16 protein-coding genes are annotated in these 15,786 nt (G+C 70.1%); 14 read left to right on the forward strand and 2 right to left on the reverse strand.

All coding sequences use genetic code 11. From position 1 onward, the window contains the following. Positions 1-20: 20 nt before the first annotated feature. Positions 21-821: a hypothetical protein gene (locus ABZ795_RS04760; protein ID WP_357528875.1), complete on the reverse strand. Its 801-nt coding sequence runs from the start codon at positions 819-821 to the stop codon at positions 21-23. Then, complete coding sequence (locus tag ABZ795_RS04765; RefSeq protein ID WP_357528877.1) at positions 818-2,083, reverse strand: ATP-grasp domain-containing protein; 1,266 nt, start codon at positions 2,081-2,083, stop codon at positions 818-820. Before ABZ795_RS04765 ends, ABZ795_RS04760 begins: the two co-directional genes overlap by 4 nt. Before the next feature lie 402 nt (positions 2,084-2,485). Here ABZ795_RS04765 and ABZ795_RS04770 point away from each other — a divergent pair, with 402 nt between their 5' ends. From ABZ795_RS04770 to ABZ795_RS04835, 14 genes are all read left to right on the forward strand, one after another. Further along, positions 2,486-3,499 (forward strand): Gfo/Idh/MocA family oxidoreductase, encoded by a 1,014-nt coding sequence (locus ABZ795_RS04770; RefSeq protein WP_357528879.1) that lies wholly within the window; start codon positions 2,486-2,488, stop codon positions 3,497-3,499. After that, positions 3,496-4,218, forward strand: a complete 723-nt coding sequence (locus tag ABZ795_RS04775) for a hypothetical protein (RefSeq protein ID WP_357528881.1) — start codon at positions 3,496-3,498, stop codon at positions 4,216-4,218. The genes ABZ795_RS04770 and ABZ795_RS04775 overlap by 4 nt, the downstream gene beginning before the upstream one ends. Before the next feature lie 3 nt (positions 4,219-4,221). Further along, entirely contained in the window at positions 4,222-5,070 is an 849-nt protein-coding gene (locus tag ABZ795_RS04780; RefSeq protein WP_357528883.1) for a sugar phosphate isomerase/epimerase family protein, read from the forward strand. Beyond that, positions 5,067-5,843 carry a sulfotransferase gene (locus tag ABZ795_RS04785; protein ID WP_357528884.1) on the forward strand — a complete coding sequence of 259 codons (777 nt, stop codon included), beginning with the start codon at positions 5,067-5,069 and terminating at the stop codon, positions 5,841-5,843. Before ABZ795_RS04780 ends, ABZ795_RS04785 begins: the two co-directional genes overlap by 4 nt. Positions 5,844-5,957: 114 nt before the next feature. Continuing rightward, positions 5,958-6,392 (forward strand): VOC family protein, encoded by a 435-nt coding sequence (locus ABZ795_RS04790; protein WP_357528886.1) that lies wholly within the window; start codon positions 5,958-5,960, stop codon positions 6,390-6,392. Continuing rightward, complete coding sequence (locus tag ABZ795_RS04795) at positions 6,389-7,909, forward strand: Ldh family oxidoreductase (RefSeq protein ID WP_357528888.1); 1,521 nt, start codon at positions 6,389-6,391, stop codon at positions 7,907-7,909. Before ABZ795_RS04790 ends, ABZ795_RS04795 begins: the two co-directional genes overlap by 4 nt. Continuing rightward, entirely contained in the window at positions 7,906-8,649 is a 744-nt protein-coding gene (locus ABZ795_RS04800) for a polysaccharide deacetylase family protein (RefSeq protein ID WP_357528890.1), read from the forward strand. Before ABZ795_RS04795 ends, ABZ795_RS04800 begins: the two co-directional genes overlap by 4 nt. Further along, positions 8,631-9,449, forward strand: coding sequence for a glycosyltransferase family 2 protein (locus tag ABZ795_RS04805; protein WP_357528892.1), 819 nt, complete (start codon positions 8,631-8,633; stop codon positions 9,447-9,449). The genes ABZ795_RS04800 and ABZ795_RS04805 overlap by 19 nt, the downstream gene beginning before the upstream one ends. A gap of 1 nt (position 9,450) precedes the next feature. Then, on the forward strand, positions 9,451-10,779 hold the full coding sequence (locus ABZ795_RS04810) for a nucleotide sugar dehydrogenase (protein WP_357528894.1): 1,329 nt from the start codon (positions 9,451-9,453) through the stop codon (positions 10,777-10,779). Next, positions 10,776-12,056, forward strand: coding sequence for an MFS transporter (locus tag ABZ795_RS04815; RefSeq protein ID WP_357528896.1), 1,281 nt, complete (start codon positions 10,776-10,778; stop codon positions 12,054-12,056). Before ABZ795_RS04810 ends, ABZ795_RS04815 begins: the two co-directional genes overlap by 4 nt. 217 nt (positions 12,057-12,273) lie before the next feature. Then, positions 12,274-13,248, forward strand: a complete 975-nt coding sequence (locus ABZ795_RS04820) for an ABC transporter substrate-binding protein (protein WP_327022401.1) — start codon at positions 12,274-12,276, stop codon at positions 13,246-13,248. A gap of 75 nt (positions 13,249-13,323) precedes the next feature. Beyond that, a complete protein-coding gene (locus ABZ795_RS04825) occupies positions 13,324-14,124 on the forward strand; it encodes an ABC transporter permease (protein ID WP_327022400.1) in 801 nt (266 codons plus the stop codon). Then, positions 14,121-14,975: an ABC transporter permease gene (locus tag ABZ795_RS04830; RefSeq protein ID WP_357528899.1), complete on the forward strand. Its 855-nt coding sequence runs from the start codon at positions 14,121-14,123 to the stop codon at positions 14,973-14,975. Before ABZ795_RS04825 ends, ABZ795_RS04830 begins: the two co-directional genes overlap by 4 nt. Further along, the gene (locus ABZ795_RS04835; RefSeq protein WP_357528901.1) at positions 14,968-15,780 is read left to right on the forward strand and encodes an ABC transporter ATP-binding protein; all 813 of its coding nucleotides are present in this window, start codon (positions 14,968-14,970) and stop codon (positions 15,778-15,780) included. Before ABZ795_RS04830 ends, ABZ795_RS04835 begins: the two co-directional genes overlap by 8 nt. Positions 15,781-15,786: the final 6 nt, after the last annotated feature.

The raw sequence follows: 15,786 nt of genomic DNA on the forward strand, positions 1-15,786 counted from the left end.
CCGGCGCCGGGTGGCCGGGATCAGCCGGTGACCGGTTGCAGCTGGACCAGTCGGCGGCTCTTGCCGACATGCCGGGGCGACAGCCCTTCCAGGGTGGTGGCGCGGACGCGGGCGTAGCACCAGCGTCGGGCGATGGTGGCGGCCCGGGCGTCACCGACGACGAGTCGGTCGGCGGCGTGGGCCGTGAGCAGGGCTCCGGTGTGGGTGGCGCTCAACGGGTCGAACAGGTAGGCAAGGCCGGCCTCGACTCCTTCGTCGTCCAGGCGGTAATCCTCGTCAGCCACCCGGGACAACACCGGGACGAGATCGCGTACGGCCTGGGCGGCCGGTTCCAGATAGTCCGGCACCTCGGTCGGGTGTGTCGCCTCGATCTCGGCCAGCACCTGCGCCAGACCCGGCAGGTCCAGAAGTTCGCGCTGGGCCTGAAGGGCCAGACCGACCGTGTCCGCGGTCGTGCGGTGGAGCTCTGACCGCAGGGCCTCGGTCGAGTCGCGGTCCTCCGGCGCGGCTATGGCGAGCACTCCGCCCAGGATGGCGGTGGCGTCCCGGTGGACTCGCCAGGCCGTGAGGGCGCGCAGGGCCGGTGACGCCGCCGGGGAGGCGGCTGCCGCCGCGGCCACCACCGCCGCCTCGACGACCACGAGCAGATCGGCGGTGAGTTCGACCCGTAGCGGTGCCGCGGCCACCGCTTGTCGCCGTACGGTGCCGACCGCGTCGGCCATCGCTCGGGCCAGGCGGAGGGTGGCCGAGTCGTGGTGCCGGTGCGCCCGCACGACGGGGTACTCGTCGAGCAGTTCCAGGAAGTTGTCCGGGCCGCTCACTCGGACGGCTCCGGCACGGTACGGACCACGACGGAGAGCAGCCGGGCGGCGGCTCGGGCGCGTTCCAGGGCGATGGCGGCCGAGGGCCCTTCGGCCTGTATGCCGGCGATCCGCACGGGTGGCCCGTCGGGGCGAGCCAGTTCGTCACCGACTTCGCAGAGCAGTTCCACATCGAAGACACCTTCGGCGGCGCCGGCGGCGTCCGCTCCGCTGATCTCCACGACCTTGCCGACCACACTGCTGGTCGCGTACCAGATGGCGGCGTGCCCGGCCGCCTGGGCGGTGCCGAGCCGGTCCCGGATGTCGTCGAGAACCGGGATGCCGACGCTCTGCCGGGCGAGCGCGTCGATCAGGTCCACGCCGAGGGCCCGATGCAGCAGGTACGGGATCTCGTCACCGGCGGGGCGCAGATGGGTCTCCACGACCCGGACCGCGTCGCCGGTCACGATCACCTCGGTGTGGGTGACCCCGTCGGCGATCTGGAGTGCGTCGAGCATGGCGTGCGTGGTCTTGTCGATCGCGGCCTGCTCGGCAGGGTCGATCGCGGCCGGGACGACATGGCCGATCTCGCCGAAGTGCTGGGGCTCGGTGACCTTGGCGGTGATTCCGACCGTCAGGTGCGAGCCGGCCTCACTCAGACACTCGACGCTGTACTCGCGGCCGACGTGCAGCGGTTCGAGCAGCGCCACCGGTGAGTCGAGTTCCGTGGCCTCCCGGCTGAGGAAGGCCATCGCCCGCACCACGTCGCGCTCACTGTCGACCCGGGACACACCGATGCTGCCGACCCCGCGTACCGGCTTGCAGATGAGGGGGAAGCCGAGGGCCCGGGCCGCGTCGAGGGCCTCGTCGGGGGTGCTGACCTTGATCGCCCGGGTGTCGTCGACCCCGGCGGCGGCGAGCCGTTCCCGCATGGCCACCTTGTCGTGCACCCAGTGCACGGTCTGCGGGTGGTGGGCGGGCAGTCCGAGAGCCACCCCGATGGCGGCCAGTTTGTCCTGGTCCTTCTCGCTGTAGGTCGCGATGGCGTCGAAGGGATCACGGGCGTGTACGGCCTGGGCCTCGGCCACCCACTCGTCGGCGGGGGCGTCGTCGGGGAAGACCACCACCCGCCGGTTGAGGCCGATGTCGCGTACCCGGGGCAGTACCTCGGCCCGGCAGAAGACGGAGGTACGCAGCCCGGGGACGGCCGCCCGGGCCAGTGCGGGGGTCTCCCGGCCGCCGCCGACGATCAGCAGGTGGGTGGCGCGTTCGCGATTTGTCATCTGGTCTCCTCGGCCGGTTCACGAACCAGGCGCAGACAGTTTTCTGGCAGCACGATTCCGGGCACTGGAAATGTGCCCCAACAATTCCTATCGACTCTGTCGTATTTGCCGGCGACTGCGCGGCCAACGGTCACGCGGGCCGGTCGGGCCTCAATGAAGCGCAGTGCTTCGGGCGCGCGACAATACCTCAACCTTCATCCTTACCCCCCGTTCAGTCCGCATCGCTGCGGATTGCATCGTCTGCCAGCGGGAATGCGCCTCGCCGGTGTCGGACGCCGACATGGTAGCCGAACTCCAGGCGGTTGGCGGGGCGAAGGGATCTTGCGGCATCCATAGCTGTCCAAGTCATGTCTAAACTGGACATCACGCATCTATCGGTTGCCGTTGACGGGCTATTGGCTCATGTGTAACCTCCGGGGAGAGTGCACTGCAAGATCATTTACCCCGCGTCGAGGTGGGGTTCTGCGGCACACCGCTCATCCGATACGGGGGTTTCGGCGAGTGAAAATAGTTGTGATAGGGCATGGGCGGGCCGGGCGTCAACATATTTCGGCTATCGCTTGTTCGCCCGAGGTGAAGCTGCATTCCGTACTGGAGACGAATTCCGCCGTGCAGATAGGCGATCTGCCGCGGGCCGATTCTTGGGAAGCCGTACTTCTCGATCCCAGCGTGGATGCGGTCTCACTCTGCGTACCTCCCGGCGGTCGCGCCCGGCTGGCCCAAGAAGCGTTGGCGGCCGGCAAGGGGGTTTTGTTGGAGAAACCACCGGCGATGTCGGCGGCCGAGTTGGCGGACCTGGAATCGTGGTCGATCGCAGCCGGTCGACCCGCCGCGGTGATGCTGCAACACCGGTACGCTCTGCCCGAGCCGGTGCTGGCCGCCGAATGGGGCGGCAACGCGGCCGGAACCCTCCTGGTCAGCCGGCCCCGGTCCGCGCACCACTTCACCGGCTGGCGCGGAGACCCCGGCCAGGCCCTCGGCGGAATCGTCGCCCACCTGGGCGTGCACTACCTCGACCTGGCCTGCCAACTCCTCGGCGAACCGGCCTCCGTCACGGTCACCGACCGCGCGGAGTGTCGACCGGGAATCGACACCCGATGTGCCGGCGTCATCACCTTCGCCACCGGCGCCACCCTCGCCTTCATCATCACCGCCGAGGCCGATGCCCGAGCCGAACGCCTCAGCATCGTCGGCCCGGCCGGGTGGCTGGACATCGCCGACGGTGCCGTGCGGGCCGGCCTCGACGGGTGCGACATCGACACCGAACCCATCGGCGGCGGTGAGCTGCGGCGGCGGGTGCTCGACGAGTTCGCTCAGGCGGTCGCCACCGGTACGGCTCCGGACCGGTGCGGTCTGGCCCGCACCCGAGGTGTCACCTGGCTGCTGGAGCGCACCACTCCGGTAACCACTCCATGAGGCCGGGGTTCGGTCTCTCCTCCGGCTGCGCACCCGACCTGACCGCCGAGGCTCTCGCGGAACTGGTCCGCCGATGTGGCGGCGACACGGTCGACCTGCGGGCCGGCAAGGGACATGCCTGGGAGAGCGCCGGAGTGTCTCCCTTCGCGGACCACGGCATCGACATAGCCTTCATCGGCGTCTCCGTCTGTCTGGGTGATCCGAGGTGTGCTCCGGAACAGGTCGCCGAGACGGTTCGGCCCTGGTCCGCGTACCCGGTCAAGGTCTTCACGGACCCCGGGACGGTCTGCGGGGACCGGGCCCTGCTCCGGGCCCAACTCGATGCGCTCACCGAGGACCGCCCGGCGGCGGCCGTGCTGATGGAAACCCACCACGGCCGGGCCCTGCCCAACGAACTGCGGGAGTTGCACGACCGGTACGGCCTGGGAGTCCTCCTCGACACGGCCGGGCTGGCCGCCGTCACCGACGACCAGCGGGTCGCTCTCGCGCTGCTCGCCCCGGCCGTGACCGCGGTCCAGGTCAAAGGCTTCACCCTGCGCCCCGGTGGCGGCAGCGATCACCACCCGCTCGGTGAGGACGACATCGCCGGGCTGGTCGACACCCTTCTTCCCCTGCGCGGGCGGCTCCGGGCCGTCACGATCGAATCCCGCGCGGGCACACCCGACAGCGACCTGCGCCACACGATGGCCGCCTGGTCCCTGGCCAGAAACAGGAGTTGAACGATGCGGTTGGCGATCATCAACGACGAACTCCATCAGGATCTACCGACCGTTGTGGAGACCGTCCGGCAGCTCGGCTTCGGCGGAGTGGAGGTGCGTTCCTGCGCACAGGTGCCGCCGCACCAACTCGACGACACCCACCTGGTCTCGATCAGGGACCAGGTGCGGGGGGCGGGACTGGAGGTCGCCGGCTTCTGCCCACCCGCGCTCAAGCGGCCCCTGCCCGATTCCGACGAGGCACTGGCGCAGACGACCACGCTGCTGGCCCGCTCGATCGAGCAGGCGAGGATCCTCGGCGCCCCCTACGTACGGATCTTCAGCTTCTACCGGACCGAGGACCCGGAACCGGAACGCGCGGCCGGGGTCGCGGCGAAGGTGCTGGCCGAGCTGGACACCACCGGAGTCGACCTCCTGCTGGAGACCGGCACCCGCACCAACACCCCGACCATCGCCCATTCGATGCGGTTCCTCGACGCCCTCGGACGCGACGACGTCGGCATCCTGTGGGATCCGGGCAACAGTGTCTTCAGTGGCTGGGACCCGCACCCGTTCCCCGCAGACTACGAACTCGGCCGCCCACTGATCCGGCACGTACACGTCAAGGACCCCGACGGGCGCGCCGGGTACGTCCGGCTCGGCTCCGGTGACCTGCCCTGGCCCGCGATCGTTCGCCGACTCGCGGACGACGGCTACTCCGGTTGGCTGTCGCTGGAGACCCACTGGCGCCACGGCCGGGTGCTCAACCAGCAGGAACGCGACGAGCCCTGGGGAGACGCCTTCACCGACGGCGGGTACGCCGCGAGCGTCGAGTGCATGCAGGTCCTCACCTCGATGGTGGAGGGTACGTGGTGAACCCTCCACTGATTCTGCTCGGCTGTCAGCGTTCCGGCACCACGGCTCTGGCCTGGGCGTTGAGCCAGACCTACGCCCAGGCCGGCGGCCACTTCACCGTCAACGGCAAACTGCCCTACCTGCTCGATCGATGGTGCCGCCAGGATGACCTCGACGCCGGTCACCTGCGGGCCGACGAGATCCTGCACGCCCTACGCCGCCGACTGCCCAGCGGAGTGCTCGTCGAACGGTGGATCGTGCAGGTCGAGGAGTCGCTGCGGCGGGCGGCGGCGGACGTCGTGGCAGCCCGAGTCACCGACGCGGACGAGTTGGCCCGGCGGATCATGGCGGAGAGCTACGCCGGGTTCGACCGCTGGGGCGACAAGTACAACGAGTACCTGCTGCACCTGCCCACCCTGCTGACCATGGTGCCCGAGGCGAAACTGGTGCTTCTGGTACGGGAACCGGCCGAGGTGGCCGCCTCGATGATCCGTTGGTCCGGCGATCGGCCGTGGCGCCCCCAGACCCCCCAGGACGCGATCCGTAAGTGGGTGAGCTGGCACCGGGACTGGCCGGCGACCTGCGGCAGGGTCCCGGCTGATCGGCGACTGGTCATCGACTACCACAGCCTCTGCCACGGCAAGGCCGACGAGGTGCTCAGCGAGTTCGTCGGCTTGGACCTGCGGCCCGCGCTGAGCGCGATCACACCCCGCCGACAGCCCTGCCCGGACCTGGAATTGCCGCCGGAGGCCAAGGCACTCTGGGCTGACCTGGTCGATCAGGCGCAAACCTGACCTTTGCCATCGCCGCCGGAAGCAGGTAGTTCGGGGGCCGACCTGCCGGCGGCGGTCGCACCATCCACCGGGAGTCTGCCGATGGCTCGCTCCCACAACCATGAGGAGACACCGATGACGGACAGCACGACTTCGCGCTTCGGCTACGGTCCCGAGCACGACTCCGGTCTGGGGTTCGGCCTGCACCACGTCCAGTTGGCGATCGCCCCCGGCAGCGAGGACGCCTGCCGGGCGTTCTACGTCGGCGTACTGGGCCTGGTCGAGGTGCAGAAGCCGCCGGTGCTCGCCGCCCGTGGCGGTCTGTGGGTACGGGGTGACCGGCTGGAGATCCACCTGGGGGTGGAGCAGGACTTCCAGCCGGCCCGTAAGGCCCACCCGGGCATCCTGGTGGGTGACCTGGACGCGCTGGCCGCCCGGTTGGCGGCGCACGGGGTCGAGGTGACCTGGGACGACAACTTCCCCGGACACCGTCGCTTCTACGCGTACGACAATCTCGGCAACCGCCTGGAGTTCCTGCAGCCGGACCCGGAGAACCCGGCGCGGTGGTGACCCCGGCACCCGCGCTGCGGCTACGCGACCTGGTGGTGGCGACCGGCGGACGCGGCGAGGAGAACGTCGTCATCCGCGGCGGACAGCTCGACCTCGACAGGGGTGAGACCCTGCTGGTCGTCGGTGGTGCGGGCAGCGGCAAGACCGTGACCGCCGCGGTGCTCGCCGGCCACTACCCGGCCAGGTTCGGGTCGGTCGACGGCATCTCCGCCACCCGCCGACGTGGACTGCTGCGGCGCCGAGGGCGGCCCACCGTCCCCGGCATGCGCCGCCGCCCGGTCTGGGACTCCGTGCGAGTCGCCATCGACGCCCGCCCTGACCTGCTCGTGGTGGACGATGCCGACGAGTTGCCGCCGAGTGAACTGGCCGACCTGCTGGACCGCCGCCGGTCCGCCGGACTGGCCACGGTGCTGTTCGCCGAAGCCACCGTGGCCGGTGCGGACCGGATGGTCCACCTGGACCGGGGCGCCCTGCTTCCCGCCCCACCGCCACCGGCTCCGGCCGCGGACGTCGTGCTCGACGCGGCCGAACTACAGGCCCGTACCACCGCCGCCCTGAACTCAGCGGGTACGCCGCCCGAGGTGGCGCGTCGGGTGGCCGAGGTGCTGGTCGACGCGGACGTGCGCGGCCACCGGTCGCACGGGGTCGGTCTGCTGCCGATGTATCTGAACCGCATCCGGGCCGGCGGAATCGACCCCACCAGCACCCCTGAGCTGACCGTGCACGGCACGACCGCCTCCGTCGATGCCCGGGGCGGCTTCGGGCAGCCGGCGGCCGACCTGGCGGCCCAGTGGTGTGCGCGCACCGCAGCGCAGGCCGGGGTGGCCGCCGTGGCGGTGCACCACAACAACCACGTGGGGATGCTCGCGGCCTACCGGCAGCCCTTCGCGCAACACCGGGTGGTCGGTCTCCTGCTCAACATCTCCGGCCCGGCGGTGGCGGCGCCGGGGGCTCGCCGACCGACCCTGGGCAGCAATGCGATCTGCCTGGTCACTCCCCGGGAGGAGGGCGGACCCTTCGTCATCGACCTGGCCACCGGGGTGGTGGCCGCCGGGAAGATCCGCAATGCCGAGCACCGTGGCGAACCGATCCCGGCGAGCTGGCTGCTGGATCGGCAGGGTGTCCCGACAACCGATCCCCGTGAGCTGGACCTCGGTGGCTCGATCCCGGTGTTCGGGGACTACAAGGGCCTCTGCGTCACCCTGATCGCGGAGATCCTCGCCGGGGTGCTCGGCGGGCACACGGTCAGCCCTCGGGTGGCCAAGCAACGCAAGTACCCGGACCGGCCGATGAACTGCAGTCAGCTCTTCATCGGGCTCGGGCTGGACGCCTTCGGTGCGCCGCCGGTGGACCTCCTGCTCGACCAACTGCAGGAGGCGGTGTCGGCGGGCCACGATCAGCAACCGGCCCGCCCGTTCTTTCCGGATCAACTCGAAACCGACGCCGCGGCGGCGGCGCACGCCGGGGGAATCTCCGTCCCGGCGGCGGTCGCCGAGGCCCTGGGGGACCCGACATGAACACCCCACATCTGCAGCCGGAGCTGGGCTCGGCCCCCGGATGGCCGCTGGTGCTCTACTTTCACCACGTCCATCCGACGCTGGAGCACTACACCTCGCTGACCCCGGCGTCCTTCGCTCGGGGGGTCGAGACGGTACTGGAGACGGTCGGGGAGGCGCTGCCGCCGACCGCGATCACCACGGACCGGACGAAGCTGCCCGACCGGCCGACCGTGCTGTTCACCTTCGACGACGGCTACCGGGACACGGTCGAACACGCCCTGCCGGTCCTGGCGGCCTTCGGGGTATCGGCCCTGTTCTTCCTGATCACGGACAGGTCCACCGAGGCGAGCGGGGCCGGTGCCGTCGCCGACCCCTGGCAGGCGTACCTGAACTGGGATGACGGGCGGGAGTTGGTCAGGGCCGGTCATCTGCTCGGTGCCCACAGCCGCACCCATCGCAAGCTGACCGAACTGGACCCGGCCGCCTGCCAGTCGGAGATCGAGGGGTCGGTCGAGGCGGTCTCCGCAGCGCAGGGGAGCACCGGGGAGGTGCACTTCGCCTACCCGTACGGGCTGGTGCCGCAGCAGCCCAGCCTGCCGGCGGGAACCCTGGGCTTCGGCACGGTCAAGGCACCCCCGGTCGCCTGGTCCGGGCAACCGCTGAACATCCGGCGGACATATCTGCCGACCGGCGCCGAGGACGACTGGGCGGCACTGTGCCGCGGCTGGAGGGATCAGTGGTGGGCGACGTCACGGTAATCATCCCCTCCCGCGACCGACCGCGGGACCTCCGCCGCTGCCTGCTGGCGTTGCGGGAGAACGACCTGCGTCACCTCAGGGAGGTGATCGTGGTCGACGACGCCTCCCGGGTCGCCGTCGGCGACGAGGTCGATCTGGCGAATCTGCCGGTCCGGGTGTTGCGCAACGACTCGCCGCAGGGAGCGATGGCGGCCCGTAACCGGGCGGCCGGGGAGGCCGACTCGGCCATCCTGGCCTTCCTCGACGACGACGCCCTGCCGAGGCAGGACTGGTTGAGCGTCATCGTCACCGCTCTCGACGAGACGCGGGGCGGGATCACCGGCCGGGTCCTCCCCTTCGACCAGGGAGTGGTGTCCCGGGCCCGGCAGGCCCGTTACGTGCAGCGGTACCACGCCCTCACCGAAGGCCAGTCGGTCGACTTCTTCGCGGGCGGCAACAGTGCCGCCTGGCGGGACCTGTTCGACCGGGCGGGTGGCTTCTCCGCGCTGGGTGTCGGTGGCGACAACAGCCTGGTGGCCGGGCTGGAGCGGCTCGGCCATCCGGTCTGCTTCGTGCCGGACCTGGTCATCGTGCACCGCAACGGCAAAGGTGTCCTGCGGGCCTTCCAGGACGCCTATCACGCGGGCCGGAGCCATCCTCGGCCGTTGCCGCCCGGCGCGATACTCCGGGACGCGATCCGGGCCCGCCCCGCCCCGGCCGATCCCGCCAGCCGCGCCCTCAACTGGGCCCTACAGGTCACCCATCTGGTGGGGCGGGGCCAGGCCGCCAGCCGATCGACAGCACGACGAATAGAGGTGTGACATGACCACCACTCGGGTGGGCGCGCCGACGGCGACCCCGCAATCCACCCCGCAGCGGCCTCCGGTGGCGGTGATCGGTATCGGGTACGCCGGCCTGCCGCTGGCCCTGGAGGCAGCCGCCGCCGGCCACCCCACGGTGGGTCTGGACATCCGAGCGGAGGTGGTCGACCAGGTCAACAGCGGCTCCAGCCATGTCGAGACAGTCAGCGACGAGCGGCTGCGTTCCGTCGCCGGGCGGTTCCGCGCCACTCTGGACCCTCAGGAGATCGTCGACTGTTCCGTCGTGGTGATCTGCGTACCGACCCCGCTGAACGAGCACGGGGTGCCGGATCTGTCGATGGTCGTGGCGGCCGCGCGTACGCTCTCCGCCTGGCTCCGGCCGGGGCAACTCGTGGTGCTGGAGTCGACCGTGCAGCCCGGGTGCACGGAGAACATGGTCCGGCCGATCCTGGAGACCACCGGCCTGACCGCCGGGGTCGACTTCAACCTGGCCTTCGCCTCGGAACGCGTCGACCCCGGCAACCCGAGCTTCGGGGTGCACAACACGCCGAAGGTGATCGGTGGTCTCAGCGGGGTCTGCCTGGAACGCGCGGCCGGCTTCTACGAACCGCTCACCGGGTCGGTCCACCGGTGCGCCGGCATCCGGGAGGCGGAGGCGTCCAAGATGCTGGAGAACACCTACCGGATGGTCAACGTCGCGCTGATCAACGAGTTCGCCCGGTACTGCCTGCACAGCGGCATCGACGTCTGGGATGTCATCGAGGCCGCCCGGACGAAGCCGTTCGGATTCACCGCCTTCCAACCGAGCGCCGGGGTCGGCGGGCACTGCATTCCGGTCGACCCCCAGTACCTGGCCTACACCGCGAGGGCGGAAGGTCAGCCGTTGCGCCTGGTCGAGCAGGCCCGTGCGATCAACGAGGAGACGCCGCTGTGGGCGGTGGAGCGGATCGTGGCGCGGCTACGCCAGCACGGCCGGGCGGTGCAGGGTGCTCGGGTGCTGCTGCTCGGCATCACCTACAAACCCGGGGTGGCGGACGTGCGCCACTCGCCTGCGATGCCCATCGTCGCGGAGTTGTGGCGGCAGGGTGTCCAGGTCCTCTTCCACGACCCTCAGGTCGACACGTTCGAGGTGGACGGCCGGGCCGTGCCCCGAATCGACGATCCGGTCGCGGTCGCGACGGAGGCGGACGCCACCGTGGTGCTGCAACGGCACCGGGAGTACGACCCCGGGATGTTGGCCCGGGTGCCTCGGCTGATCAGCATGACCGGGCGTGATCCGTACTGGTCGAGGGCGTCCGGGGGCGGTCGAGTGGCCTCGATGGCCGGATGAGCGCTCCGCCGCGACCCGACACCTCGGGCCCCCCACCGGCGCCCTCCGCTGCTATCTGGTCGAGGCTGGCCCGGCTGCTGCCCGACTCCCGGGCCGGTCGCATCCTGGCGCTGAACGCGCTGGTCAGTTCCACCGGCAGTGGCCTCTTCCTGGCCGGATCGATCATCTACTTCACCGCGGTGGTCGGCCTGTCGGCGGTGCAGGTGGGGGTCGGGCTCTCCGTCGCCAGCGCGGTCGGATTCGCCACGACGGTGCCGCTGGGGCGGATGGCCGACCGGTTCGGTGCCCGCCGGATGCTCGTCCTGCTCACCGGCTGGCGGGCGGTCGGCTATGTCGCCTACCTGTTCGCCACCGACTTCTGGCAGTTCCTGTTGGTGGCCTGCCTGCTCTACATCGCCGACCACGGTGCGCCACCGATCAACCAGGCGTTGGTCGGCGCGCTCTTCGACGGTCCGCAACGGACCAGGACGATGGGATTCGTCCGGGCGGTACGCAACGCGGGGCTCACGGTCGGGTTCGGGCTGGCCGGGTTCGCGCTGGCCGACGGCTCGACCATGGTCTTCCGGCTGCTGTTCCTCGGCAATGCCGCGTCCTTCGTCATCTCCTGTCTGCTGATCCTGCTGCTGCCTCGGGTGACGCCCCGGCGTCCGGACCGGGGGGCTGATGAGGAGCCGCCGCCGAACCGGCCGCCGATCCGCGATCCGCGCTATGTCACCGTGACCGCCGGTAACGGGGTGCTCATGCTGCACAGCACCGTGCTGCTGGTGGTGCTGCCGGTCTGGCTGAGTCAGCACACGACCGCCCCGACCTGGTTCCTGACCGTCCTGCTGACGGTCAACACCGTGCTCACCGTGATGACTCAGGTGCCGGTGACCCGGTTCGCGGACACCCTGGCCAAGGCCGGGCCGGCGAGTCTGGTCAGCGGGTTGCTGCTCCTGTTGGCCTGCCTGCTCTTCGCCGGTACCACGGCGGTGGAGTCACAGCTGTCGGTGGGTTTGATCCTGGCTGCGGCGGTGGTCGCGTTGACGGCCGGTGAGGTGCTGCACTCGGCGGCTTCCTGGCAGGTCTCGTTCGATCTGGCACCGGCCGAGGGGCAGGGCCGCTACCTGGCTTTTTTCCATCTCGGACTGTCCGCTGAGGAGATCGTCGGCCCGGCGGCCGCGCTGTGGTTGCTCTCCACCACGGGGGCGGTGAGTTGGCTGCTCCTGGGCGCGGTGTTCCTGGCTGCGGGAATCCTGGTGCATCGCACGGTGAGGGCCGGTGAGTCGCCGGGCTGAGGGGTGATCCGGTGGGGGCGCCGGGGGTGGTCTTGGCGGCACCTTTGTTCAACTTATTCATGACGGGCGTCAGAATTTCTTGACTTCCGGTGCTGGGTGACTGACCATGGCCAACACAGCGAAGTGACCTCTCCCACAGTGGAAGGTCACCGGCAACTCCGTGGCATCCGCCGATTTCTGACGCACCCACCACCCCCGCCCAGGAAGGGCCCCGTCCATGAAGAAGGTCATCGCCCTCGGGTTGATCGCCGCCACCGCGATCGCCCTCACCGGATGTACTGATTCCGACGCCTCCTCCCCGTCCGACTCCACCGACGGCGACCTGCGCCAGGTCCGGGTCGCGGCGCTGCCCATCACCGAGACCGCCGCGCTGTGGGGCGGCATCAAGGCGGGCATCTTCGCCAAGCGCGGCCTCAATGTGGAGGTGCTGCCCGCCCAGGGTGGCGCGCAGGCCATTCCGGCGCTGCTCAACGGCGACATCGACTTCGCGATCGGCCAGCCCTTCGGCCCCTTCCGCGCCGACCTCCAGGACCTCGGGGTCGTCGTGATCGGCAACTACGCCTCCTCGTACGCCGAGGGCGACGACATCAACGCCGTGGTGGCCTCGGCCAAGTCCGGCATCACCCGCCCGGCCGAGCTGGCGGGCCGCCGGGTGGCGGTGAACAGCCTGGGTGCGGCCGGCGACGTGACGATCATGGCGGCGGTCGAGAAGGACGGCGGTGACCCCTCCACCATCAAGTTCGTCGAGGTGGCGTTCCCGGACGCCCCGGCGCAACTGGAGGCCGGCAACATTGACGCCGCCTGGGTGCCGGAGCCCTTCGTCACCCAGCTGCGCAGCCGGGGCGACACCTTCATCGTGGCGCCCTACCAGGCCGTCGTGCCGGGTCTGACCACCCTGACCACGATCACCACCAAGGAGCGTACGGAGTCCGACGCCAAGCTGGTCGACGACTTCGCGGCGGCGATGAAGGAGACCCTCCAGTGGGCCCAGGACCCCGCCAACGAGGCGGCCGTCCGGCAGGCCATCAAGGACAACCTCCAGCTGCCGGAGCCCGTGGCGGATTCGGTGAAGCTGCCGGAGTTCGGCTGGGACCTGGACCGCACCAGCCTCCAGACCCTGGCCGAGCTGGCCCAGAAGTACAAGGTGCTCGACAAGCAGCCGAACCTCGACCGGCTCATCCAGCAGAAGTAGCTGTCGCCGCCAGGCCCTCCCCGGCACCCGAGGCCGGGGAGGGCCTGACCGGGCGTCCCCGATTCCGGGAGTGACATGGCCGTCCCCTCCACCCGACGCCTGCGCGGGCTGCGCAAGGCGCTGCTGGGCCTCGTCGGCCTGGCCGGATTCCTCGTCGTCTGGCAGTTGGTCCCGACCCTGGGTCTGATCAATCCGCAGTACCTGCCGTACGTGACGGACGTGTTCGCCCGGTTGGCCGAGGAGTCCGTCGACCTGGCCTTCTGGCGCCGGTTGGGCGCCACCATGAAGTCCTGGGCGATCGGTCTGACGGTGGCCACGGTCGCCGCCGTGGTCCTCGGCACGATCGTCGGCCTGGTGTCCTTCCTGCGCCGGGCCACCCACACGGTGGTCGAGTTCCTGCGGCCGATCCCGTCGGTGGCGCTGATTCCGCTGGCCGTGCTGATGTTCGGCATCCAGATGGAAGCCGCCCTGGTCATCATCATCTACGCCTCCTTCTGGCAGGTGTTCGTGCAGGTGATCTACGGGGTGGCCGATGTCGACGCGGTGGCCCGGGACACCGCCCGCAGCTTCGGGTTGACCCGTCGCGAGCAGTTGACCCGCCTGGTGCTGCCGACCGCCCTGCCGTACCTGATGACCGGGGTGCGGCTGGCGGCGGCGGTCGCCCTGATCCTGGCCATCACCGCGGAGATGGTGATCGGCAACCCCGGCCTGGGCACCCTGATCGAGTTGTCCCGCTCCGCCGGGGACTCCGTCGGCCTGTACGCCTTCGTGGTGGTCACCGGTCTGCTGGGGTTGGCGGTCAACCTGGTCTTCCGGTTCGTCGAGCGGCGCACCCTGTTCTGGCACCAGTCCATCCGAGGGGAACAGGCCCGGTGATCAAGCAATCCGACCAGACCCCGGTCGCCGTCGGCGAGCCGGCGACCAGACCCGCAGTCGTACGCAGACGGGGTGTCGGCACCCGGATCGCGGCCGGCTTCGGGTACTCCCTGGGGTTGCCGATGCTGCTGCTGGTGATCTGGGGCCTGGTGGCCACCCGGTCGACCAACCGGTTCTTCCCCGGCCCGCTGACCATCTACGACGCCTTCGTGGAGACCTGGGTCGGTTCCGCCTTCATCGAGGACGTGCTGCCCAGCCTGTACCGCCTGGGTCTCGGCATCACCGCCTCGGTGCTGATCGGCATCGCCGCCGGCACCATCATCGGTCTGGTCCAGTGGCTGCGTGAGCTGCTCGAACCCCTGCTGGAGTTCTTCCGGGCCATCCCGCCGCCGGTGCTGATCCCGGTGGTGATGCTGCTGCTCGGCATCACGGACACCATGAAGGTGGTCGTGATCGTCTCCGGGGCGATCTGGCCCATCCTGTTGAACACCATCGAGGGGGTCCGGTCCACCGACAGCGTGATGACCGAGACCGCGGACTCCTTCCAGATCACCTGGTGGGAGCGGCTGTGGTTCCTGGTGCTGCCGGCGGCCAGCCCGCGCATCATGGCCGGGGTCCGGCAGGGCCTGTCGGTGGCCCTCATCCTGATGGTGATCTCGGAGATGTTCGCCTCCTCCGCCGGCCTCGGCTACCGCATCTCCTACTTCCAGCGCAACTACCTCATCGCCGAGATGTGGAGCGGAATCCTCCTGCTCGGTCTCGTCGGCGTCTTCCTCGCCGTCGTCTTCGGAATCGTCGAGCGGCGCGTGCTGCGCTGGTACCACGGAATCAGGGAGGTCAACCGTGTCTGACCGGAGCACCCTGCTGCGGGTGGAGCATCTGCGCAAGGTCTACGAATCGGCCACCGGCAACGTCGAGGCGATCGGGGACATCAGCTTCACGATGGCGGCCGGTGAACTGGTCTGCATCGTCGGGCCCTCCGGCTGCGGCAAGACCACCCTGCTGAAGTGCCTGGCCGGTCTGCTGCGCCCGACCAGCGGGGTGGTGGAGATGGAGGGCGCCCCGGTCACCGGACCCAGCCCGGCCATGGCGGTGGTGTTCCAGGAGTACGGCCGCAGTCTCTACCCCTGGCTGACCGTACGCGGCAATGTCGAACTGCCCTTGCGGCACAAGAAGCTCAGCCGCGCCGAGCGGAACAAACTGGTCACGGACGCCCTGACCGTGGTGGGCCTGGATCATGCCGCCCGCAGCCACCCCTGGCAGCTGTCCGGGGGGATGCAGCAGCGGGTGGCGATCGCCCGGGCCATCGCGTACCAGCCCGAGGTCATGATCATGGACGAGCCGTTCGCCGCGGTCGACGCCCAGACCCGGGCGGACCTGGAGGACCTGGTGCGGGAGCTGCACACCAGCCGCAACATGTCCATCCTGTTCGTCACCCACGACATCGACGAGTCGGTTTACCTGGGAGAACGGGTACTAGTATTGTCCAAGTCGCCGACCTGGGTACAAGAGGATCTCGCGATCGATCTGCCGCCTGTGCGTGATCAGATCACCACCCGCGCCCTGCCCCGGTTCACGGAACTGCGGACCCACGTCTACGACCAGATCCAGCGGGCCAAGCGCGGGCAGGTCGTCGCCCCACAAGCGGTGCGGTGACCGCCG

This window comes from Micromonospora sp. NPDC047134 (assembly GCF_040643455.1).
Lineage (GTDB): Bacteria > Actinomycetota > Actinomycetes > Mycobacteriales > Micromonosporaceae > Micromonospora.